The 22574-nt window shown below is 62.5% G+C and carries 24 protein-coding genes and 1 pseudogene; 15 read left to right on the top strand and 10 right to left on the bottom strand.

From position 1 onward, the window contains the following. Positions 1-499 precede the first annotated feature (499 nt). Complete coding sequence (locus M2427_RS39765; RefSeq protein WP_256374692.1) at positions 500-634, bottom strand: hypothetical protein; 135 nt, start codon at positions 632-634, stop codon at positions 500-502. A gap of 155 nt (positions 635-789) precedes the next feature. Between M2427_RS39765 and M2427_RS39760 the strand changes: the two genes are divergently transcribed. The 10 genes and pseudogenes from M2427_RS39760 to M2427_RS39715 all read left to right on the top strand — a co-directional run bounded on the left by M2427_RS39760 (position 790) and on the right by M2427_RS39715 (position 9082). Continuing rightward, positions 790-1752, top strand: coding sequence for a DNA polymerase IV (locus M2427_RS39760; protein WP_041750406.1), 963 nt, complete (start codon positions 790-792; stop codon positions 1750-1752). A gap of 805 nt (positions 1753-2557) precedes the next feature. Beyond that, positions 2558-3988, top strand: coding sequence for a F0F1 ATP synthase subunit beta (atpD, locus tag M2427_RS39755; protein WP_012041706.1), 1431 nt, complete (start codon positions 2558-2560; stop codon positions 3986-3988). Beyond that, positions 3985-4437, top strand: a complete 453-nt coding sequence (locus tag M2427_RS39750) for a F0F1 ATP synthase subunit epsilon (protein WP_012041705.1) — start codon at positions 3985-3987, stop codon at positions 4435-4437. Before atpD ends, M2427_RS39750 begins: the two co-directional genes overlap by 4 nt. Then, a pseudogene (locus M2427_RS39745) lies at positions 4434-4600 on the top strand (ATPase F0F1); the annotation flags it as partial. The gene M2427_RS39750 and the pseudogene M2427_RS39745, both read left to right, overlap by 4 nt. A 110-nt stretch (positions 4601-4710) precedes the next feature. After that, positions 4711-5019 (top strand): ATP synthase subunit I, encoded by a 309-nt coding sequence (locus tag M2427_RS39740; protein WP_168167875.1) that lies wholly within the window; start codon positions 4711-4713, stop codon positions 5017-5019. After that, positions 4997-5668, top strand: a complete 672-nt coding sequence (locus M2427_RS39735) for a F0F1 ATP synthase subunit A (RefSeq protein ID WP_041750403.1) — start codon at positions 4997-4999, stop codon at positions 5666-5668. Before M2427_RS39740 ends, M2427_RS39735 begins: the two co-directional genes overlap by 23 nt. A 9-nt stretch (positions 5669-5677) precedes the next feature. Continuing rightward, complete coding sequence (locus M2427_RS39730; protein WP_012041702.1) at positions 5678-5920, top strand: F0F1 ATP synthase subunit C; 243 nt, start codon at positions 5678-5680, stop codon at positions 5918-5920. Between the two features lie 3 nt (positions 5921-5923). Beyond that, positions 5924-6679: a hypothetical protein gene (locus tag M2427_RS39725; protein WP_041750402.1), complete on the top strand. Its 756-nt coding sequence runs from the start codon at positions 5924-5926 to the stop codon at positions 6677-6679. Next, positions 6663-8180, top strand: coding sequence for a F0F1 ATP synthase subunit alpha (locus M2427_RS39720; protein WP_041750401.1), 1518 nt, complete (start codon positions 6663-6665; stop codon positions 8178-8180). The genes M2427_RS39725 and M2427_RS39720 overlap by 17 nt, the downstream gene beginning before the upstream one ends. Positions 8181-8200: 20 nt before the next feature. Beyond that, positions 8201-9082, top strand: a complete 882-nt coding sequence (locus M2427_RS39715; RefSeq protein ID WP_049795317.1) for a FoF1 ATP synthase subunit gamma — start codon at positions 8201-8203, stop codon at positions 9080-9082. A gap of 1601 nt (positions 9083-10683) precedes the next feature. On the opposite strand, the gene M2427_RS39710 is transcribed toward M2427_RS39715, so the two are convergent. From M2427_RS39710 to M2427_RS39685, 6 genes are all read right to left on the bottom strand, one after another. After that, positions 10684-10956, bottom strand: coding sequence for a DUF3551 domain-containing protein (locus tag M2427_RS39710; RefSeq protein WP_041750400.1), 273 nt, complete (start codon positions 10954-10956; stop codon positions 10684-10686). A 168-nt stretch (positions 10957-11124) separates the two neighbouring features. Next, positions 11125-12048, bottom strand: a complete 924-nt coding sequence (locus M2427_RS39705; RefSeq protein WP_012041696.1) for a LysR family transcriptional regulator — start codon at positions 12046-12048, stop codon at positions 11125-11127. A gap of 29 nt (positions 12049-12077) precedes the next feature. Next, entirely contained in the window at positions 12078-15236 is a 3159-nt protein-coding gene (locus M2427_RS39700) for an efflux RND transporter permease subunit (RefSeq protein WP_041750399.1), read from the bottom strand. Next, complete coding sequence (locus M2427_RS39695) at positions 15233-16309, bottom strand: efflux RND transporter periplasmic adaptor subunit (protein WP_012041694.1); 1077 nt, start codon at positions 16307-16309, stop codon at positions 15233-15235. The genes M2427_RS39700 and M2427_RS39695 overlap by 4 nt, the downstream gene beginning before the upstream one ends. Continuing rightward, positions 16306-17421, bottom strand: a complete 1116-nt coding sequence (locus tag M2427_RS39690) for an efflux RND transporter periplasmic adaptor subunit (protein WP_012041693.1) — start codon at positions 17419-17421, stop codon at positions 16306-16308. The genes M2427_RS39695 and M2427_RS39690 overlap by 4 nt, the downstream gene beginning before the upstream one ends. Further along, on the bottom strand, positions 17418-18464 hold the full coding sequence (locus M2427_RS39685) for a sensor histidine kinase (protein WP_244424375.1): 1047 nt from the start codon (positions 18462-18464) through the stop codon (positions 17418-17420). Before M2427_RS39685 ends, M2427_RS39690 begins: the two co-directional genes overlap by 4 nt. 23 nt (positions 18465-18487) lie before the next feature. Here M2427_RS39685 and M2427_RS39680 point away from each other — a divergent pair, with 23 nt between their 5' ends. Further along, positions 18488-19150, top strand: coding sequence for a TetR/AcrR family transcriptional regulator (locus tag M2427_RS39680; protein WP_041750398.1), 663 nt, complete (start codon positions 18488-18490; stop codon positions 19148-19150). 310 nt (positions 19151-19460) lie between these two features. Here the strand turns inward: M2427_RS39680 and M2427_RS39675 are convergent, their stop codons facing one another. From M2427_RS39675 to M2427_RS39665, 3 genes are all read right to left on the bottom strand, one after another. Next, positions 19461-19766 carry a TetR family transcriptional regulator gene (locus M2427_RS39675; protein WP_012041690.1) on the bottom strand — a complete coding sequence of 102 codons (306 nt, stop codon included), beginning with the start codon at positions 19764-19766 and terminating at the stop codon, positions 19461-19463. Positions 19767-19774: 8 nt separating this feature from the next. Then, positions 19775-20212 carry a hypothetical protein gene (locus M2427_RS39670; RefSeq protein WP_041750397.1) on the bottom strand — a complete coding sequence of 146 codons (438 nt, stop codon included), beginning with the start codon at positions 20210-20212 and terminating at the stop codon, positions 19775-19777. A 97-nt stretch (positions 20213-20309) separates the two neighbouring features. Continuing rightward, positions 20310-20564, bottom strand: a complete 255-nt coding sequence (locus tag M2427_RS39665) for a hypothetical protein (RefSeq protein ID WP_041751286.1) — start codon at positions 20562-20564, stop codon at positions 20310-20312. Between the two features lie 162 nt (positions 20565-20726). Here M2427_RS39665 and M2427_RS39660 point away from each other — a divergent pair, with 162 nt between their 5' ends. From M2427_RS39660 to M2427_RS39645, 4 genes are all read left to right on the top strand, one after another. Continuing rightward, a complete protein-coding gene (locus M2427_RS39660; RefSeq protein WP_041750396.1) occupies positions 20727-20933 on the top strand; it encodes a hypothetical protein in 207 nt (68 codons plus the stop codon). Beyond that, a complete protein-coding gene (locus M2427_RS39655) occupies positions 20930-21088 on the top strand; it encodes a hypothetical protein (RefSeq protein ID WP_168167874.1) in 159 nt (52 codons plus the stop codon). Before M2427_RS39660 ends, M2427_RS39655 begins: the two co-directional genes overlap by 4 nt. Before the next feature lie 220 nt (positions 21089-21308). Then, on the top strand, positions 21309-21857 hold the full coding sequence (locus tag M2427_RS39650; RefSeq protein ID WP_049795316.1) for a hypothetical protein: 549 nt from the start codon (positions 21309-21311) through the stop codon (positions 21855-21857). Further along, positions 21815-22540, top strand: coding sequence for a PepSY domain-containing protein (locus M2427_RS39645; protein ID WP_280712194.1), 726 nt, complete (start codon positions 21815-21817; stop codon positions 22538-22540). Before M2427_RS39650 ends, M2427_RS39645 begins: the two co-directional genes overlap by 43 nt. The last annotated feature ends 34 nt before the right edge of the window (positions 22541-22574 follow it).

Here is a 22574-nt window from a genome sequence, read left to right as displayed (position 1 = left end):
AGATCAAAATGTCTCCTGAGAGTAAAATTTCCCGAACGGGAACTTCCCTACTCAGAAACTACCACGACACACAAAAATTCCCGATCGGTAAATCAAATCCAGGCACCGACTCGATAACCGCCGCGATCATCGGAGTGATCACGTTTCTCGTATGCTGATCTTAATCGGTGGCGCAGCGCAGGAGTGTCGGTCCTCTGGACGATCGCGGATCGGCTCGATATCGTATAAAGAGTACGCTTTCGACGACAGCGCACTCGCAGTTGCTGGCAAATGCCCGTCTGCCAGACAGCGCACCGGCCCGTCGTAAGCGCGGCGAGTTCGAGAAGGCTGGCGTATCGTTCGCTCCAGCGCTTCGACAGGCCGCTCCGGCAGGGTCGGTACCCGCGTCCCTTGCGGCAGATGCCGCAGGAACTCCGCCCTCCATCGGCGGGACCGACGGGCCAAAACGCTCGATCTGATCCGGTCGGCGGAGACGCCATGCGCGAAGTCCGATTTAGCCTCAACAGTAGGAGGCCGGCCAGCACAGGTAGAAGACGCCATCGAGAAGCATGCCGGCGCTGAGCAGGACCAACGACGCGTCCTCGGCGCCGAGCACGAAGGCCCCCTCGCCGCGCCGGCCTCGATAGTGCCCCATCGCCCGAGAATGTTCGCCGCCAGGGATCTTGCCGGAAGCAGCGGCCCTTGCGGTCGCGGACGTGCTCGCGTCATCGTTGACACCTGCCCCGAATACCCGGCGACTGACTGGGCCTGACCAGCGACTTGCCTGACAAGTTTCTGTACAATCCAGGCATGCCCGAGTCCGATCCGAAGCATGGCGCATCGGGAGCGCCCCGTCGCAAGATCATCCACATCGACATGGATGCCTTCTACGCGTCCGTCGAACAGCGCGATAATCCGGGGTTGCGCGGCAAGCCTGTCGCCGTTGGTGGATCGAAGGAACGCGGCGTCGTGGCCGCGGCGAGCTATGAAGCTCGAGCATTCGGCGTCCGCTCAGCAATGCGATCGGTGACCGCAAAGCGGAACATGCAGGACATTCCCGTCGCCACCGATATCGCCACCGCGATCAGGGCGAAGATCCTGCGCGAGACCGGCCTGACCGCCTCCGCCGGCATCTCCTATAATAAGTTCCTGGCGAAGCTCGCCTCGGATCACCGGAAGCCAAACGGCCAATTCGTGATCACCCCTAAGATGGGACCAGCCTTCGTCGAACAACTCCCGGTTGGGAAATTCCACGGCATCGGTCCGGCGACCAATGCGAAGATGAACAGGCTCGGTATCTTTACCGGCATGGACATGCGCAATCAGACCCGTGGGTTCATGAACGCCCATTTTGGAAAGGCCGGCGCCTACTACTACTGGGTCTCTCGCGGCGTTGACGAACGGCCGGTTCGCGCTAACCGCATCCGAAAGTCTGTCGGTGCCGAAAACACCTTCTCCGGCGACCTCACCGGGTTTGCGGCCTTGGTCGCCGAGCTTGAGCCTTTGATCGACAAGGTCTGGGGTCACTGCGAAAGCACCGGCAATTTCGGCCGCACCGTGACGTTGAAGGTGAAGTTTTCCGACTTCCAGATCATCACCCGTAGCCGGTCCGTCGCATCCCCCATCTCCAGCCGCCAAGACCTGAATCGCTTGACCCTTGGTCTGCTCGAATGCGAGATGCCGATTCCGAAGTCGGTCAGATTGTTGGGCGTATCGCTCTCATCGCTGCAGGCCGAGGCGGAGGGCGAACCTCAATTGGACCTGCCGATCTGAGACGCGCTGCTTGTTTTCGGCTCAGATCCCCGCTGCGGATCGGCATCTCCAACGATCGCGAGCTTCTTGCCGTTCTGCCAGGCCGAGCACCTCTTCGGAGTCGATCCCTTGCCGTCTGAGAACGCCACTGCTTGCTTCCAGTTCCTTGCGTACGGGACCGTCCGGTACGCCGAGGCCCGCGAGGCGATCCGGCCGAAGATGACGACGGACCGGTCTTTCGAAGGAAAGACGAAGCTATCGGTGTCGGGCCGGCTCACTGGAAAGCAGTTGATGGCGAATTCGCCGTTGTGCGGTAATGCCGTTTCCCGATCAGCGCGCTCCCGACCCGAGCTTGCGATCACCGATCCATTTGATAACGTGCCGATGTTAAGATAACATATTCTCGAACAGGAATCCCATGAAAGCTGGATGCTAAACCAAGTAACAGCTCGCTTGCGCAAATTCCTCGGACAAGCCAGGGAGGGTCATGACCTACACGCTCCGTTTCGCGTCACGACTCGCCACGGCCATACCATGCAGTCGTTTCAGTCCCTCGAAGCGGCGCTCGAAGCCGCTGAAACCTTGGGTTCAGATCATTACGTAATCGACCGGCACGGCTTGCAGATCTGGAGCCCGCAAAGAAAATTACTTCGCAATGAGGAATAGCCTTCCCGGCGTTAGTGGCTCGCGCTTCATGAAAAGACGATTGCCCACTGTCAGTACGTCGCGGCTCGCCATCGACCCTCCGAAGCCAAACACTTGACTTACGTCAACGACGCCAAGCGTGAGAAGCTTAGGATTTTGAGCGAGCAAGCGAAAACGGGCAATGGCGGACGCATCGCATGACACGCAGGTCTCAGGGCACCTGACCGCGATCCATGGCTCGGTCGTCGATGTCCGGTTTCCCCAAGGGGTTTTACCGGCCCTCAATGAGGGCATCGTGATCGATCGTGATGAGCCCACGCCCGTCCTGGCGGAGGTCCAGCAGCATCTTGATCCCGTGACAATCCGGGCCGTCGCGCTGGGCAATACGGCCGGGCTTAGCCGCGGCGTGTCCGCGCGCGCCCTGGGCACACCAATCCAGACACCGGTTGGCGATGCAGTGCTCGGGCGTCTGCTGAACGCCGTCGGTAAGCCCGCAGACCGCGGACCCGAGCTGCCCCCAAGCACAGTTTTTCGTCCCATTCATGCATCCGCTCCTGCACTGAACCGGCTCGGCGCCTCTCAGGAAATCTTCCACACCGGGATCAAGGTCATCGATCTGCTCGCCCCGCTCGTCAAGGGCGGCAAGGCAGCGATGTTCGGCGGCGCTGGTGTCGGCAAGACCGTGCTGATCATGGAATTGATCCGTACGACGGTCGAACGTTACTCTGGAATCTCAGTGTTTGCCGGCATCGGCGAGCGTTCGCGCGAAGGGCACGAGCTGCTGCTCGAATTGAAGCAGTCAGGTGTGCTTCCGCGAACCGCGCTCGTTTTTGGTCAGATGAACGAACCGCCCGGCGCGCGCTGGCGCGCGGGTCTCACGGCGTTGACCATCGCAGAGCACTTTCGCGACGTGCAACACGAAAATGTGCTTCTGCTGATCGATAACGTGTACCGCCTGGTGCAGGCCGGTGGCGAAGTATCGGGCCTCCTCGGGCGTCTGCCCTCGCGCGTTGGGTATCAGCCGACGCTCGCCAGCGAGATCGCCGAACTGCAGGAACGCATCGCCTCGGTTGCCGGCGCAGCGATCACCTCAATTCAGGCTGTCTATGTTCCGGCCGATGATTTTACCGACCCTGCCGTCGCCGAAATCTTCAGCCATCTCGATTCATCCATCGTGCTGTCGCGCCAGATGGCCAGCGAGGCCATGTATCCCGCCGTCGATCCGCTCGCCTCGAGCTCGACGCTCCTCGATGCCCGCCTCGTGGGCGAAGGGCATTACCGGACCGCCCAGGAAGTGCGCAAAACCATCGCCCACTATCGTGATCTTCAAGAGATCATTGCGCTCCTTGGGATCGAAGAGCTGAGCGCCATTGATCGTCAGGCCGTCAAGCGCGCGCGGCGCCTCATGCGATTTTTGACGCAGCCCTTCATGGTCACAGTTGCCTTTACCGGGAAGGAAGGGCGAACGGTCGAGGTTGCCGACACACTGGCCGGATGCCGCGCCATTCTCGATGGTGAAGCCGACAACTGGGCTGAGAGCTCGCTTTATATGATCGGCGTGCTCGAGGAAGCACGAGAGCGCGAGCGTGCCAGCGCCAAGGCGATGTCATGAATCTCACGGTCACCACACCGCTGGCGATCATCGCAAAGGCCGACCACGTCGTGTATGTGCGCGCCGAGGACGACACCGGCGCCTTCGGCATTCTGCGCGGGCATGCTGATTTTCTCACGGCATTGGCAATCTCGGTCCTGAGCTGGCGCGATGAGGGCGGCGGCGAGCATCACATCGCGGTGCGCGGCGGCATGCTTGCGGTGCACGACGGGAACGCAATCACCATTGCGACGCGCGAAGCCGTGGCTGATGATGATCTGCACCGTCTCGAAACCGAAGTGCTCGCAAGCTTTCGGCGGCGCAGCGAAGATGAGGTTACGGCGCGCACTGATGCGCAGCGCCTCTATCTCGCAGCGATCCGGCAGATCTACCGCTTCCTGCGGCCCGACCGTCCCGTCCCCGTGCCGCGGCTGGCCGGCCCGATGTCACAAGAGGGGCTGGAGTCATGACGCAGCCCGAAAATCACGAGCGGCTGGGACAGGCGGTCAGAAGACGGCAGGAACGCCGCGAGCGCTGGCAGCGCGAGGGCGAACGGTCGCTGGGCCAGAACTTCGCCATGATCGGAGCACTGGGCTGGACCATCGTGGTTCCGACACTGCTCGGCATCTTCGCCGGTCGCTGGCTCGACCGGACCTTCCATAGCGGGATCTTCTGGACCTGGGCCTGCTCGTGGCAGGTCTGGCAGCGGGCTGCACATTTGCATGGAAGAGGATGCACAGCGCATGATCCGCACGAGTTTGATCACTCATCCCGAACTCACGCTGTTGACGGCATTTGCGGGTCTGATGTTTGGGCTGGCGTATTTTGCGGCTCTCAAGCGCAGCGTGACGCTGCTTGTCCGCAGCGATAGCTGGCTTGGTCCAGTGGCCTTGACGCTGGGACGTGCTGGCGCTGCGGTCGGCTTTCTGCTCATCGCGGCGAAACTCGGAGCAGCGCCGTTGCTCAGCGGCTTTGCCGGGTTCCTGGTGGCGCGCGCGTTGGCGCTGCGCGCGAAAAGGAGGGCGGCTGATGCAATCCTCGCCCCTCACTAGCACGCTGCTTTTTCATATTGGTCCGGTGGCGATCACGCGTCCGGTGGTGACGACGTGGGTCATCATGGCTGCGCTGGCTCTAGTCTGCCGGTTCGTCACGCGCCGCCTGGCAATCCTGCCCGACGGGCGGCAGGCGCTGCTTGAGGGCATCGTCACCAGCGTTGCCGGCCAGATCGAGGATGTCATTCGCAAGGATGCGCGGCCGTTCCTGCCCTTGCTGGGCACGTTAATAATCTTTCTGGTGGTCGCCAACCTCTCCGGTGTACTCCCCGGCGTCGAGGCGCCAACCAGCAAGATCGAGACGCCGGCGGCCCTGGCGCTGATTGTCTTTTTCTCGGTGCATTACTTCGGGGTGCGCGAACGCGGTTTGCGCGGCTATCTCGCCAGCTTCGCCGAGCCTAAACTGATCATGCTGCCCCTCAATATTCTCTCGGAAATCACGCGCACCTTTTCGCTGATGGTGCGACTGTTCGGCAACATTATGAGCGGCGAGTTCATCATCGGTCTCGTGGTGGCGCTCGCCGGCCTCTTTGTCCCGATCCCGCTCATGGCGCTCGAGATTCTAGTGGGCCTCGTACAGGCCTACATCTTCACCGTACTCGCAACCGTCTTTATCGGCGCCGCGGTCGGCAGCGTCGCGAAGGGCTAAGGAGGCTCAATGGATCCCAAGCTCATTTCGATCATCGGCGCTGTCATTGCGGTCTCGATCGGATCAATCGGCCCGGCGCTGGCGGAAGGCCGCTCTGTTGCTGCAGCCATGGACGCCATCGCGCGCCAGCCGGAAGCGGCCGGAACGATATCGCGCACGCTCTTTGTCGGCCTCGCGATGATCGAGACCATGGCGATTTACTGCCTTGTCGTCGCGCTGCTGCTGCTGTTCGCCAATCCATACGCCTGGTGAGTGATGCACCTCGACTGGTGGACCATAGGTCTCCAGACCATCAACTTCGGCATCCTGGTCTGGCTGCTGTACCGGTTTCTGTACAAGCCGGTGCTGACCATGATCGATGCGCGGAAAGCGGAGGTCCGCCGCCAGTTCGACACCGTCAGGGATTTCGAAGCGAAAGCGAACGCGGAGCTGGCGGCGGTCGAAGCCGAGCGCGCTGGCATCGCGGCCGAACGAGAGGCAGCTCTTAAGGCGGCAGCGGCCCAAGCGCAGGAGATGGCCGAAGCGCGGCGCGCACAGGCAGAACGCGACGCACAGGCCCTGATGGATTCAACGCGCAAGACGCTCGCCTCCGAGCGCGAAAGCGCGCTCGATGAGGCGCGCCGGCTGGCCCTCGATCTCGGCGCCGACCTCGCCCAGAGGCTGCTCGCGGAGGTACCCATGCAATATCGCGCGGAAGCCTGGATCGAGCGGATCGAGCAGCATCTGAAGGCAATGCCGCAAGCCGAACGCGATGCTTTGGTGCGTCAGCTCGCCGACGGCAAACCGCTGACGATCGTCACCGCCTGCGCCCTGCCCCCAGCGACGGCCGATCAGTGGAACGCGCGGTTGCGCCAGTCCCTTGGCGTCGCGGGCGCCATGACGTTCGCGGTCGATCCCGCCCTGATCGCGGGCGCAGAACTGCATTTTCCGACCGCGATTTTGCGCTTCTCCTGGCAGAGCGCGCTTGCGGCGACGCGGACCGAGGTAGGCTCCCATGGCGGCCCTCGTTGAGGAGTTGAAAAGCTGGGCACAGGAGAGCAGGCAAAGGCTCGCAGCATTGCCTTTGGTCCCGCATCTCGAACATATCGGGCGTGTTCTTCAGATCGGCGACGGCGTCGCGATGGTCGGAGGGCTCCCGCAAGCGCGACTGGACGAATTGCTCATCTTCGAAGGCGGCGTACGCGGCCTTGCCGTCGATCTTGGGGATGATGCCATCGGCTGCATCCTCCTTGGAGACACCGCCGGCATTGCGGCCGGCAGTGTTGTCCGTGGCACTGGAGAGGTGGCCCGCGTTCAGGTGGGCCAAATGCTGCTCGGTCGCATCGTTGATGCGCTTGGGACACCACTTGACGGAAAGGGTACGATTGAAGGCGCGCAACTCGCGCCCGTGGAACAGGCGGCGCCCGTCATCGTTGATCGCGCGCTGGTAACTAAGCCTCTTGCGACCGGGCTGCTCGTCGTGGATGCGATGATTCCGCTTGGCCGTGGACAGCGCGAGCTCATTATCGGCGACCGCGAGACGGGCAAGACCGCTATCGCGGTCGATACGATCATCAACCAGAAATCCAGCGATGTGATCTGCGTCTATGCGGCCATTGGACAGAAGGCATCGTCTGTCGCCCGCGTTATCAACGCCGTGCGCCAGTATGGGGCGCCGGAGCGATGCATCTTCGTCATCGGCGAAGCCGATGCCCCGCCCGGACTGCAATGGCTCACGCCCTATTCGGCCTTTTCCATGGCGGAATATTTCATGATGCGGAGGCGCGACGTGCTGGTCATTCTCGACGATCTGACCAAACACGCCGCCTGTTACCGACAGGTCTCGCTGCTCTTGCGCCGACCACCGGGCCGCGAAGCCTATCCGGGTGATATTTTCTACATCCATTCGCGGCTATTGGAGCGGGCGGCGAAGCTGGGGCCGGAGCTCGGCGGCGGTTCGCTGACTGCGCTGCCTATCGCCGAGACGCAAGCCGGCAATATCAGCGCATACATCCCCACCAACCTGATCTCGATCACCGACGGGCAGATCTATCTCGATCCGCGCCTGTTTTACGAAGATCAAAAGCCGGCGGTCGATATCGCCAAGAGCGTCTCCCGTGTCGGCGGCAAGACGCAGGCGCCCGTCTTGAAAGCCCTCTCCGAGAGTCTGCGCCTCAAGTATGCGCAGTTTCTGGAGCTCGAAGTGTTCACCCGCTTCGGCACCATGGTGGACGAGCGCACCCGCAAGGTCATCGAGCACGGACGGCGCATTCGCGCCGTTCTCGGCCAGCGGCAGTTCGCGCCGCAGTCGCTGGGCGAACAGGTGGCGCTGCTGTGCGCCGTTGCCGACGGCGCGCTGGATATCCTGCCACTGGATCGCATCGACGCGCTTCGTGCCGGCCTGGCCCCCTGGCTCGCGGAACACTGCCCCGAGATTCGGGCGCTCGACGACGAAGCCGAGCCGCTTCCCGATGCCGTTCGCGCACGGCTCAAGGAGAGCTTGATCGCCCTGGCCCAATCGGTCGGCGAATAGATTTCGCAGGAGGGAGCCCAATGACGCGTCTCTCGGAAATCCAAAACCATATCGCGAGCATGGACGAATTGCTCGAGATCGTGGGCGCAATGCGTTCGCTCGCCGGGATACGAGTGCAGGAAGCGCAGCATGCACTGCCCGGTATTCGTAGCTACGCCGACTCGATGGCCGCCGGGATTGGTAGCGCGCTTCTGCTCATGCCGCAGCCCGTCCCAGAGACGCATCAGGAGCTGAGTCGCCGCGCCCTCATTTTGTGCGCTGCCGAGCATGGCTTCGTTGGCGGCTTCAATGAGAGGATGCTTGAGACGGCCGAGGCGATTCTCGAACCCGCTGATCTGCTCTTTGTGCTGGGGAGCCGCGGGGCGGCGCTCGCTTTCGAGCGTGGCCGCAAGGTGGCCTGGACAAGGCCCATGGCGACTCGTCCGTCGGGAGCGCCCGATGCGGTCAATCATCTAACGAGCGAGATTTACGGGCGCATCGCGCGCGGTGAGATAGTACGAGTGGACGTCATGTTCGGCCGTTACCGTCAGGGCGCCGCATCGACGATCGAGCGTCGTCTGCTACTTCCACTTGACACGGCGACGCTGGTTGCAAAGCCAGCACGTCAGGTCCCCCTCCACAATCTGCCGCCGCGTCCCCTGCTCGAGAAGCTGATGGCCGAATACGTCTTTGCGCTGCTGACCGAGGCTGCGGTCGAGTCCATCGCGAGCGAGAACGCCGCGCGCTTCGCTGCCATGGAGTCGGCACACGACAATGTCAGCAAGAAGCTCGCGGGATTGCAAGAAAACGCGCGTCAGGCGCGTCAGACCGAGATCACCTCGGAGCTGCTCGATTTGATTACCGGCGCAGAAGCTATGCACGTTGACTCGAGACGCGTCATTCGCTCGTCGAAAGCGCCCTAACGATTGGCCCGCTATATGGAGCACCCCTGCAGAACCGCGCGACTTAGCAGGAAGTCGTAGGTTGCCGTTGGAAACGCAGCGCGGGGGTCCGCTACATCGCTAAACCCACTATTATCAAAAAAGACCGTCAGCCTCGATGGTAAAGCTCGACTGGATGACAAAGTCCACCATCGGCTACGGCCTTGCGGCTCAGGCTCGAGCCTCGATGAATGTCTGTATGCGGTCCGCCACGATCCGCCCTGCGTGGCTTGTGAATCGGCGCGGCTTTTGCCCCCCAACCGGCGCCCAACATCGGAGCCGCGACACATTTGGCTGGCCTGTTTCAGCGATGGTTGGACTTCAGCCCTAGCTAGGCCCGTGAAGCCAAGGTCGCGCAGCGCGCCCGCGGAGCGCTCTGTCTTTCGATTCATTCTTAGAACGAGCCGAGCGCTCCGGCATCCGTGAACACGAGGGCGTAGCCATCGACAATCGCCCGCGCCCGGTGAACAAGGCTGTCGAATTATCCGACTCGTCGCACCGCGTACGACGTACGACCACTAAAAGCGTCGCACGAGACCTGGTTTGTTCTGCCGATGAATTTAAAAAAGCCCTTGTGGGCCAATCTCTTAAAGGTGGTGGGCGCACCAGCGCTCGAACCTGCGACCCGCTGATTAAGAGGCAGATGATCTCCTCGATAAATCGAGGGCCCCTCCGACAGACGCCTCTTCAAACATGCATTGAACCTGCAACGGATTTTCCCCTTGTCGGAATGGACCGCTGGCAGCCCTCTCGAACGAACCGCCAGAATGTCGGGGTCGAGTCGCTGGTTGGCAGGCCCCACGGAAAGAGAGCTACGCTGAAGGGCTTCAATCGCGCGTGGCCCTCGTACAGGGTTGGATGGTAAGACGGTAGACGATCAGCTTGCTACCGTCGAAGACCTCCAACGAGCTGTTGCAGACCGGACAGCGATACTCGCCTCTTTCCCCAGTCTGGGAGCATAATTCGATACGACGAAATCCAGCACCGCACTCGGAACAGATCACATCGCTCTTTTTCATACCTGCGACCTCTCGCTGTGAGCTGTCGCAATTCTTTAGCATGGGGTTTAGTTGCAGCGCCACGAAAGAGTTTCCAATGCCAGATATCTTGACCCGTTGCCCTTTTACAGCCGTGTCTACTGGTCTGAGCAGACGCTCCATTGGAAGCCCAAGGATGCTTGGATGACAAAATTCACCGATCCGACGCGGCGCTGAGCCCCTTCGGGCAAAAACGACCGAAACGTTGCTTCATCCGTTTGGTTGACGGTTCGAGTCCTGCCGAGCCCGCCAGTCAGCGGCTGTAGATCCCAAGCAGGACTAAGCAGGAAGCTGCCTCGGCCGCCGTTTCGCAATCGCTCCCTTGACGTCATCTCGGACCGACGCGGCGCCTGAAGCTCGCGATCAGACCTACACGCTCGACATGCCCCTGCATCGAGCAAGTTCTGACAAAAAGGGCGTCACACTCGGCGGCCGTGGGAGGCGTCGCGGCTCGCTTCTACCAGGTCGCAGAAGCCACGGGATCGCCCATGACGCAGACGCCTCTGGTTCTGGCGGGCGCGCCAGAACCAGAAGCCCTCGATGCTCTCAGTGGTGAGAGCGCATATGCGCCTTCGAGGCGTAGGCATAGGATGCGGTCGGCTCGTTGCCGACGGGGTTGCGGACACAGGTTCCGCCACGACCCGAGATCATGGCGACGCACTGCTCCATCGTATCGAAGGCGCAGTTCCGCATGCCCGATCCCCAGTCCTGTCGGCAAAATTCGTATTCCTTTGCTGCGGCCGGCTGGGTCGGCATCACAAGCGCTGCGGCTGCCAATGCAGCGGCGACGATCATGCCGCTGGCGAAGACCTTGTTCATACTTCTCTCCGTGGTCCGGTTTCGGTGCTGAAACCAAGGGAGAGCTAACGCAACGCCCGTTTCGGAAAAAGCAGACGGGATGCAAAACACCGTCGCGCAATTCGTGCCAATCGGATCAGACGCTCCGCGTGCTCCGAGTCGCGGACACGCGAGGCAGATAAAGGAAGATCAGAGGATGCTCTCATCGGAGGTGGCCGCGAGCGCGCCACGCATTTGACGGACCTGCTCGATGATGAATTCCATTACCACTCGCGTACGAGGCGCCAAATGACGCCGTGATGAGTAGGTGAGGCTTAACGGCAGCCCAGGCGACGGACGGTCGCCCAACACGCGAACCAGGGCGCCGCTGCGGAGATCGTCGACCACTTGCACAAGCGGTAGAAACGCGATGCCGTAGCCCGCACGCGCCGCCAAATGAACGACGGCACCATCATTGGCGCGAATACTGCCGGACACCCGGACCTCCTCGGCGCCGTGCGACCCGCCAAAAGTCCACATATCCGAATCCGGCCCGACGTCGTGAACGATGCAAGTGTGGCGTCCAAGCTCCACGGGCGTGCTGGGGTGCCCGCGGGCTTCAATATAACGTGGTGCTGCGACGACCACGCGCGCTGCAATCCCGATCCGCCGCGCAACGACCGACACGTCGGTGATTTCGCCTGCCCGCATCGCGAGATCGAGTCGGTCTTCGATCATGTCGCCAAAGCGGTCGTTCACGATCAATTCGACCTGTAGCCCCGGATTGCTTGCGAGCAGCGTCGGCAGACGCGGCGCGAGAAAATGGCTCGCCGCGACCATGATCCCGACCCGCACCAGACCGACAGGCGAGGTGCTCTGCCGTCCGAGCGTGGCCTCCATCGTCTCGACACCCTCGAGCACCGGCCTTGCCAGATCGAGCAGCGTCCGACCGTCCTCGGTGAGGCTGAGCTTGCGCGTCGTCCGATGCAGAAGACGCACGCCGAAATGCTCCTCAAGGAACGCGATCTGGCGCGTGACGGCAGCCTTGCTGACGTCGCGCTCACGCGCGACGGCCGAGAACGAACCTGTTTCGGTAACCCGCACCAAGGCGGCAAGCGAACTGACGATATCCATCGTTGCGCCCTCAAGACCGCGTCGGCATGTCAGGCCTGCGGCTCGAGGACCGGCTCTGGCAGGTCATGCGTGGATAGGCATTGCGCTGCAGACGGGTCGTGCGCGGCAGCCTTGGTCCCCGTCTCCGGCCGAACGTGATCATCGCCGTGATCAGGGTGAATTTTGAACCACGCCACATAGAGCGCTGGCAGGAACAGCAGCGTCAGCAGCGTTCCGACGATGATGCCGCCCATCATGGCGTACGCCATGGGACCCCAGAAGATCTCGCGCGCGATCGGAATGAGCGCGAGACTCGCAGCGGCCGCGGTCAGCAGAATCGGCCGCATCCGGTGCTCGGTCGCTTCCACCACGGCCTCCCAGGCCGGCCGCCCCTCCTTCTTCAGATCCTCGATCTGCACGATCAGGATCACGGAGTTGCGGACCAGGATGCCGATGAGAGCGAGCACACCGAGGATTGCAACGAAGCCAAGCGGCGCCCCGCTCGGCAGCATGGCCATGACCACGCCGATGACCGCGAGCGGCGCGACCGCAAACACGAGGAACAGGCGGGCGAAGCTCTGCAGCTGTACCATCAGCACCGTGGCCATGACGAACAGCATGAGCGGAACGACGGCGATGATCGGCGCCTGGCTTTTGGCGCTCTCCTCCACGGAGCCGCCGATCCTCACCGAATACCCGGCCGGCAGCCCTTTGGTGAACTCGGCCACTTTGGGCGCAAGCTGGTCCACGACGGTCTTCGGCTGAACATTGCCGACGACGGCCGCCTTGAGAGTGATCGTCGGAATCCGCGCGCGCCGCCAGATCGTCGGCTGTTCGAGCTCATAGCGCAAATTGGCGATCGCCCCCAGCGGGACCGATTGACCGCCGAGCCCGACCAGCTGCAGATCGCGCAGCGTATCAATCGAGGCGCGCTCCGGCGCGGTCGCGCGTCCCATGACATTGACGAGATAGATGCTGTCGCGCACCTGGGTGATCGGCGAGCCTTCGAACACCGAGTTCAGCGTGGTTGCGATATCTTCGGAGGTTACGCCGAGTTGGCGCGCCTTGTCCTGCAGGACATCGACCTTGACGACGCGGGCAGGCTCCATCCAGTCGAACACCACATTGCCGAGATCGGGACTGCTCCGAACGATGCCGGCAAGCTTCTGCGAAAGATCCCGGACCTTGGCGATATCCGGCCCGCTGAGACGGTATTGCACGGGGCGTCCCACCGGCGGCCCAACCTCAAGCAACTTCACGTAGGTGTCGGTGCCGGGGAACGTCGTCCTCAAATAGTTCTCGAACTGAGACTTGAGACGATCGCGCGCCGCGATGCCGCCCTTGGTCACGATGACCTGCTGACCGAACCAGGTGTTGGTGGTCTGCAGATCGAACGAGAGCACGAACCGCGGCGCGCCGGTGCCGACATAGGTCGACCAGTGATCGACGGAGTCGTTGGCCTGCAGCTGTTCGCGCTCGAAGCGCGCCATCTGCGCGTTGGTGTCGGTGATCGAGGCGTTCTGCGGCAGGTTCCAGTCAATCACGAGCTCAGCGCGATCCGATGAAGGGAAGAACTGCTGCTGCACGAATTGGAGACCGACGACTGCAAGCAGGAAGGCGGCGACCGTTACACCGATCGTGCTCCAGCGGTGGTGCATGCAGAAGAGCAGCAGGCGCGAGAACATCCGCGCCAAGCGTCCCTTGTCCTCGTGATGGCCCTTCATCTGAGATGGCAGGATAGTGACGCCGAGCAGCGGGGTGAACAGCACAGCGACGATCCACGACACGATCAGCGAAACCGCGATCACCACGAAGAGCGTGAAGGTGAACTCGCCGGCGTTGCTGCTGTTCAGGCCGATCGGAATGAAGCCGGCCACGGTGACGAGGGTGCCCGTCAGCATCGGGAACGCGGTCGACGTATAGACGTGGGTCGCCGCCTTTTCCAAGGGGTCGCCGATCTCGAGCCGGGCCACCATCATTTCAACGGCAATCATCGCGTCGTCGACCAGGAGGCCGAGCGCAATGATCAGGGCGCCGAGCGAAATGCGCTGCAACGAGATGCCGGAATAGGCCATGACCACGAACGTGATCGCAAGCACCAGGGGGATGGCGATGGCAACCACGAGCCCGGCGCGCAAGCCAAGGCTGAGAAAGCTGATGCCGAGCACGATGATCACGGCTTCGAACAGCGCCTCCGTGAAGCCCGACACGGCATGCTCGACCACAACGGGCTGGTCGGCAACCAAATGTACACCGATGCCGATCGGCAGGTCGGCGATGACCTTGTTCACCTGTTCTTTCAGCGCCTTGCCGAACTGCAGCAGGTTTGCGCCGGACTTCATGCCGATCGCGAGCGCGATCGCGGGCTGACCGTTGTACCTGAACAACGTCCTGGCCGGATCGAGGTAGCCCCGCGTGATGGTTGCGACATCGGTCAGCGGGAAGAAGCGGTCATTGATGCGAAGATTGACCGCCTTCAGGCTGGCCTCGGAGGTGAACTGGCCGTTGACGCGGACGCTGATCCGCTCGGGCCCTTCCTGGAACAACCCTGAGGGGGCGACTGCGTTCTGGCCTTGGAGCGAATTCATGATCGCGTGCACGTCGAGGCCGAGGGCGGCGATCTTGCGTGTCGAGAACTCAAGATAGATCACCTCGTCCTGCGCCCCGAGAATGTCGACCTTGCCGACAGCGGGCACGGTCAGCACCTTGGCGCGGATGTCCTCGACCTGATCGCGGAGCTGCCGCTGGCTCAGCCCATCGCTCGTGAAGGCATAAACGTTCCCGAACACGTCGCCGAAGCGATCGTTGAAGCCTGGGCCGATCACCCCTTGCGGGAAATCGCCCTTGATGTCGGCAATCATGTTGCGGATCCGCACCCAGGTCGGCTTCACGTCGATCGCCTTGGTGGAGTCGCGCAGATAGACGAACACGGTGGTCTGGCCCGCGACGGTGACGCTCTTCGTGTAGTCGAGCGACTCCAGTTCTTCGAGCTTCTTCTCGATCCGGTCAGTGACCTGGCGCGTCATCTCCTCGGGCGAGGCGCCTGGCCACTGCGCCTGGATCACCATGGTCTTGATGGTGAAGTCCGGGTCCTCCTGACGTCCGAGCTGAAGATAGGCAAACAGGCCGGCCACCATGAAGGCGATCATGAAATACCAGACGAGCGAGCGGTGCCCGAGCGCCCAGTCGGAAAGATTGAAAGACTTCATGGCTCTTGATCCTGTGCGATACGGATTTGCTGTCCTGCCTTGAGGCTGTGAACTCCGGCGGTCACGACGCGTGCGCCGGGAGCGATTCCGGCGGTGACGCGGAATCCGCTCTGGTCGGGAATGACATCGATCTTGTGCAGCGACACAGTTTCGGCGGGCTGATCGACCAGCCAAACGAAGCTCGCGCCATCCTTGGCAAGCACCGCAGATGCGGGCAGACGCAGCACCGGGCTCTGGTCCTTGCCGAGCTTTGCCGTGACGGTCGCGCCCAGGCGGAAGCTCTCAGGCGGATTGTCGAGCGCGATTCGAATTCGTCGCAGGCGCGTCACGGGATCGGCTTGCGGTGCGACCTCGCGTATTCTGCCCCCGATTTGGACATCCGGAAGGAGTTGCAGGCCGACGGTGAAAGGCAAGCCGACTTCGAGCGGCACAGGAAAATCCTCTCCAATATCGACGACGGCCTCGCGAATCTCAGGCCTCGCGACCGTGACCACGCTTTGACCGGGCGAGACCACCTGGCCGACCTCCGCGCCGACTGCGATGACCACTCCGCCGAAGTCCGCCTTGATCTGGGCATAGCCGAGCTGCTCGATCGCCTTCGTGAGGTTTGCCTGTTCCTGCGCAACCGTGCCTTCCGCGCCGGCACGCGCCTGCTCGGCGTTGTCCAGCGTCTGCTTCGTTGTCGCATCGCTGTTGATGAGCGTGCGCTGCCGATTCTCCGTCGCTTGGGCAGTGGCAAGCTGGGCCTGGGCTTTTGCAAGCTGCGCTCGTGCTGAACGGACGGCGAGGTCAAGAGCCGTCGGATCGATCGCCCCGACAATCTGTCCTTCGCTGACAAGGTCGCCGACATAGACGGGGCGCGACGTCAACCGTCCTAGCACGCGGAAACCGATATCGGTCTTGTAGCGAGGCTCGATAACGCCAACGGCCACCGCGCGATCTCCCCGATCTGGCTCGAGCCGCATCGACAGGACGGGACGCACAGGCTCCGGCGCCTTCGTCTCCTGCTGACAGCCGGCGAGCAGCAATGTCGACGCCACCGCGCCGGCGATCATCGTGACCTGCATTTTCATGACCGGTCTCCCTCATAAGTCACCAGCTGGCCTACGCTCAGAAGCTTGCCGCCATCGATCACGACGCGCTCGCCGGGCTCGAGCCCCGCTTTGATCAACACTTCACCCGCCTCGTAGCCGCCAACAGTCACCTGTTTCAGCGACGCCGTGCGCGTGGCCGGATCGACGGTCCAGACCGCCGACTTTTCACCGGCCGCCATCAATGCGCTCCACGGCAACGCAATCTCGGTCTGCGCCGTCGCCTTGACCGTTCCGGCGACAGCGCTGCCGAGCGTCATCGCGGCCGATGGATTCTCGATCGATACCTTGACGCGGATCGTTGAGCTCTTCGCGTCAATGACCGGCGAGACTTCCCTGACATGTCCCAGCGCCGTCACCGCGGGGTCGGAGACCAGCGACAGCGCGACGCCGCGACTGTCGGTCTGGCCAAGGAAGACGGATTCGTAGACGTCGAACACCGCATCCCGCTCTCCGTCTCGTGCCAGCGAAAATACGGGCTGCGCGGCCGGCACGACCTGGCCTGCTTCCAGGTTGCGTGCGGTGATGACGCCGTCGGCTTCGGCGCGCAGGGCCGTGTAGCCGAGCGCTTCCTTCGAGGTGCCGAGTTGCGCTCGTGCGGCCTCCAGCGTGCTTTCCGCCAAGCGCAAGCCCTCCTGCGCCTGATCGTAGGCCGGGCGGGTCGTGAAGCCGCTTGCAATCAGCGACCTCTGCCGCTCAAAGGTAGCCATCGCCACCCGCAGCTGAGCTTCCGCGGATGTCACCGCCGCGGTCGCGGCATCGACGTCGGCCTGTTGCTCGGCGGGATCAAGAACCGCCAGCACCTCTCCGGCCCTGACGTGGGAGCCGACATCGGCATAGCGCGCCAGCACGCGGCCGCTGATTCGGAACGACAAATCAGCTCGGAAGCGCGCCTGGACCTCCCCGGTCAGCGTGATGTCAGCCCGGCGGTCGCGCGGCTGCACGAGCGCGGTCCGGACGATCGCCGCGCGCGTGACTGTCGATGCGCTGTGGTCATTGCAGCCGCTGAGCGTGGCCGCGACCAGCGCGACGGCCGCGACGAATAACTTCGGCGCACGACCGGTTTGAGGCGGATTGAACGAGTGGGATGTCATGGCGCGTCCATATGATGGCTGGGTGACGACAGCTCGCCGAGCACATTCACGGAGCGGCAGGACACAGCCAATTGGCCCTGGCGCCGGCGAGGCGGTTTCTGATCCGGTTCGTTTGCGACAGCACGGCCGCGACTGACCGCCGCTCTCGCGGCGAGCGTCGTATCATTGGAAACGATCGCTGCCGTGCAACGACGCGGCTTCATCTGGCGCGCTGCAATCGTCCAGTTCACTGCCCGCTCCCGCTCAGTCAGCGGGAACGACAGGATCATCGACGTGAAGTCCTTGCCGAAGGCCCGCTCGATGCTGCCGCCGAGAGCTCGGACGAGATTCTTTGTGGTTCGAAACTCGCGATCCGAAACGTTGCGCACCGAACGCCAGCCGTTATCCGCGATGACGCAGTTCGCCATCGCGCCGTTGCGGGTCAGCCTGACCTCTATCTGGCCGGCCCGCGCTTCGAAGCAGGCGTGCTCTGCCGCGATCATCACGAGCTCATGGACGATCAGGCCGAGCTGCCAGCAGCGCTCGGGCTGGAGCACCAGAGAACGGGTCGCGAATGTCAGCTGAATGTTCATTCGGTCCAGCAGCGCACGGCGCATGCCGTAGCCCAATTCGTGGATATAGGACTCGGCGTGAATCAGCATCTCGGCGCGCGGCATCTCCAGCGTCCGATGGACGTCCGCATAGCCATGCAGCAGTTCGACGACCTCGCTTAGAGCATGCTTGGCCTCTGCCCCCTCGGCGCCGATGGCCGCAGCCGAGACCAGGTTGATGGCGGAGGCGAGCCCGCCAGCGACCCTCTGATGCAGCTCGCGCAGCAGGACGCTGCCCTGCAAAGCGGGCGGGTCACAGGTAAACACAGTCACGACAATCTCCTCAGCGGTCGGGTAGTCAGGTACAGAACGCCCATGTTGCAAACCGTCATCCGGAAGCAGCCGCTGAGTTCGCCACGAAAGCGGCACCAGCGGCGTTAATAAACTAAACCGTATATTTTCTTTTTCTTGCCTTTTCCGACCGCTCGTGTCAAGTGGGAAGGAGACGCGCACAGACTCGTGATGGGAGATCGAAAATGAAGAAGCCCACCGGCCCCAAAAGGGGCAGACCGTCCAAGGATCTTGCCGGCGACGTCCAGGCCCGGATCCTCGATGCGGCGCAGCAGTTGTTCCTGGAAAAGGGTTACCGAAGCGCGAGCATCGACGACATTTCCGAGATGGCTCCCGCAAGCAAACCGACGATCTATGCTCACTTCCCCGGGAAGGAGGCACTATTCGCGGCGGTGGTTGCCCGTACCATCAGCGGACTCACGGATTTCGAGGGCTTCACACCCGAGGGTCGCACGATCGAAGACAAGCTGATGAGCCTCGGGACAGTCATCATCGAGCGAGTCTTCGAAGAGTCGCTGGGCATGGTGCGCGCCACGATCGCCGAGGCGCCGCGCTTCCCCGAGTTGAGCCGCAACGTCCACGACGCTGCGCGGGATCGCTCGTTGACCGCCGTATCCCAGCTCCTGAACGACGCGACACAGAAACTCGCGCGGGCTCCGAAGGGCCCTTTCAGCGCAAAACGAAGCCGCACCACGGCACAGATCTTTCTGGATCTTATTCTTCTCCCGATGCTGTTCCGGTCCCTTCTCGGGGAGACGCCGAAAGATCTGAAGAAGGAGCTTTCTGTCTTCCTGCGCGAGCGCGTAGGCTTTTTTCTCGCCGCGTGTGAGACGGATTGGTCTCACTAGAGCGACGAAACAGAAGTTCTGATCGGTCCATCCATGCGCGCCTTGTCGGGGTCTAAGCCGAGCACCAAGCGCCGGCTCTTCCCGATCGCATAGCCAGCGAAGGCCGTCTATCTTTCTCCGACGGCTCTGAGGCGCGCTTCATTTGCTCCGCCGGCTGCCGGCGCTCGACGCAGAGCATCCCCGCAGAAATGCATCATTTCCTCGAAGCTCGGGCGAATCCCGGTCTGATCGGCAGACAACGATGGCCGAGTTCTGAAGGACTACCGAGACCAACAGGTCGTGGAGCTTCGGGTTCCTCGCCCGACGCTCTTCATTGAGCTGAACGGCGGCTTTGAGGGTCGCGGCCAGGACGCGACAGAGCCGAGCCGCCGTTGCGCGCTGTTTCTGTCGCTGCGTTGGCCGTCTCCTCGAGCAATTGCTTCACGACGAAATCCTCAACCGCTTGCCTCGCCTCAAGGAAGCGATAGATGTTCGCTGAGGACATCGACGAAATTCTTGCGATGTCGGCGACGGTGGTCTTCTTGTGACCGATCTCGCGATATAGATGAAGCGCTGCCTGCACGATCCTGCGGACGGTGCGCGCTGATTTGGCGTGGTCCCCGGTGAGCTCTTGCATGGTCCTACTCAACGCGGCGGGAGATTCAACAACTCGCACCGGCAGGCTTCGCCGAATGCGTGCAGCGGATCCATTTCATCTATGAACTCAGGTAGATCGACGAAGGTCCGGTTCGGCGACAGGTAGGTTTCGATGATCAGGCGGCCGGTCCTTTCCGCGGCGTGAACGACCTCGTCGCTCGACAAGATCCGCATTCGCCCGACCAGTGTGTAGAGACCGACCAGTTGCGGGATTTCCGCCCTTTCGCTAACAAGTGCGTCGGCATACAGCCGCGACGCTTCCTCGATAAAGCTCCGATACAGCCGTTCGCGCTTGCTGAACGAGCGAGCGTGATATCGCTCGCGCAGCCTGCGGCGTCGGCTGAACCATCCACTCACGATGGTCGAGACCGCTCCGAAAGCCGACCCCCCGAACGCGGCCAGAGCGGGAATGTACACTGTGCTCATCTGAGCGCTCCTGTTTGCTGCTGCGGTGTGGTTGTGAATCGGGGCCCCGAGGACGGACTGCCGATCGGAGCCCCGTCGCACCACCGCGACGCTGGCCCTATCTGTTCCTGCCCGATCCGGTCGTTCCGTGGTCGAACACCGCTTTGCACCCTTCGCTCAGATTCGATTTTCTGAGCCGAAGGCAGGCCTCGACTGCCGAAGCATCGGGAATGTAGGAGCTACACAGGCGGAAGGCGTCGGGAGTGCACGCGGCTCTCTCCTCCGCCGTGCCGCGGTCTTCCTGGGCGAAGCTTGCTGTGCTGACGAGCGATGCGACCATCACGATGAAGAGTGCCGGCCTGTACTTGATCATGACGAATACCTTCTCCGGTTGAGACATCCTGTTCGACGGGAGACGACACTGTGCCGCCGCCCGACATCCCGAACACGCGCTTGTGAGGCCCTCGCCTTGACAACGACCCGTGCCTCGTGATGTATATGAAATATACGGTGTAGTTTATTAAGGAGACCGAGAATGTCAACCCTGCTGGTGTCGCTCCTGCGAGAAAATCCCTTGCCGGGGCTCGCGCTGGCGTCGCTCAACCTGATCGTGGCGCTCTCACTCGTGGCACTGAGCCTGGTGCTCGGGATCGTGATTTCGCTTGCTGCGTGGGCGGACGCGCTTGCCGTCCGCGGGACGACACCGGCATCGAGCTATGCGGAGCGGAGGAAGCTCGCATGACGACGGTGCTGCTGCTATCCCGCGACTACATCATCTGCTGGGTCAATGTCTGGCTGGCGCCCGTCGAATGCGTGTTCGACATGATCGAGTCGGAGCTCGAGCGCAGAGGAATAGCGCCCAAGTCGACCGTCGATCCCGCATTGCGGACGACCTGACCATGGCCGAACGCGCTCTTGATACGCCGGATTCCATCGGGGCCTTCGAGGCCATGGGGTCGATCCGGCAATCGCACGCACGGCTTGGCACGGGCTCGCTGGGACGCGAAGGGCGCTCGCACGCGTGGGCTTCCGATCGCTTGATGAGCCTCAGTTTCGTTGTCAGAGGGAAGCCGTCGTGAGTAGACGATCCGTTCTATCGATGCGCGCGAGCGGGTCAATGGACTCGGTCCTCCCCGTGCGGGGCTACTTTCTCTCGGTCAGTGGCGCGTTGCTCTTGCTGCTGTTGGCCGCCGATTGGGTGCTGCCCGCGCCGCTGCCGGACCGATTTGCGCTTTCGAATACGGCGCTCCCGCCCATCCGCATCCACTCCGATGTCAAGGGACCGGAGCCGGTGGTGATCGATACCAATCATCCTCTGCCAGCTATCGCAGACCAAGACAGGATCGCGGCAGGCTCGCAGCCAGGCCGCCTCGATGCGCCCGATGCTGCTCAAGATACAGGCTCGCCGGCGCCCGTCGATGATAGCGAAGGCGTCACCGTCGCGCCACTGAGTCCTCAGGTGCGCGACAGCATGGCGCGGTCCGACGCTGATCAAGCGGCTCACCGGCCGATGTACGGCAAGGCCGAGTCGAAGCTGAGGAACACGTCGTCCCACGCGCGACGGGCGAGACAGCGACCGTCTGTCGAGCATTCGAGGCGCTGGTGCGACGCAGACAATGGCCGTTGCAGCGCCGCCTTCCTCTTCGCCCGCCCCTCCTACGATTAGCCAATGAGAACGGAATGTTCCTGATGTCGAAGAAGCATCTATTTGCCCTCATCATTTGGTCCGCCACGCTCGTCGCTACGGGGGCAGTCGCCGACGTGCCTCAAACGGTCGACGCCAGCACCCCAGGCGCAGAGACGCAAGGCGATACGGACGAGGCTGTGGTCCGTCGTGTCATCGCGCAATTCCACACCACGCACGTTCCGCTCAGCCGGGCCATGGCGATCGCCGAACGCCTGCATGAAGGGTCGAGGACCACCGACATCAATTTCGACATATCCGGACCGCCCGTCTATCGCGTGCGGACGGTCAGGAATGAGCGGGTGTGGGAGAACGTCGTGGATGCAAACACCGGAGGCATTGCGGAGAAGGAGACCGTCGCCTCCTTGAAGGAGCTAGACCGCGAGGACCTCGCCAACATCGTGGCTCTGAAATGGATCAAGCAGGAGCTTTCCGAGGCGGTCCAAGTCGCCGAGAAGGCCACTGCCGGCAATGCCCTTGCCGGAGGGCTTACCAGGCAGGACGGGAAGCTCACTTTCGTCGTCGTCGTCGCCAGCGGCGACGATCTCAAGGAGGTCATGCTCGAGCCGCCCAAGGTCGAAAAGCTGAGCTCAAATCGCCACTATGCGCATTCCAGAGATGGTGATCAGGCGTTCCAGGCGATGGTGATCACGGATTCCAGATGATGGCGATCACTGGAGACGAACACGGCTGACGAGT

The sequence above is a fragment of the Bradyrhizobium sp. BR13661 genome (assembly GCF_029892425.1).
Lineage (GTDB): Bacteria > Pseudomonadota > Alphaproteobacteria > Rhizobiales > Xanthobacteraceae > Bradyrhizobium.
This window is presented reverse-complemented; position numbering and strand designations above follow the sequence as displayed.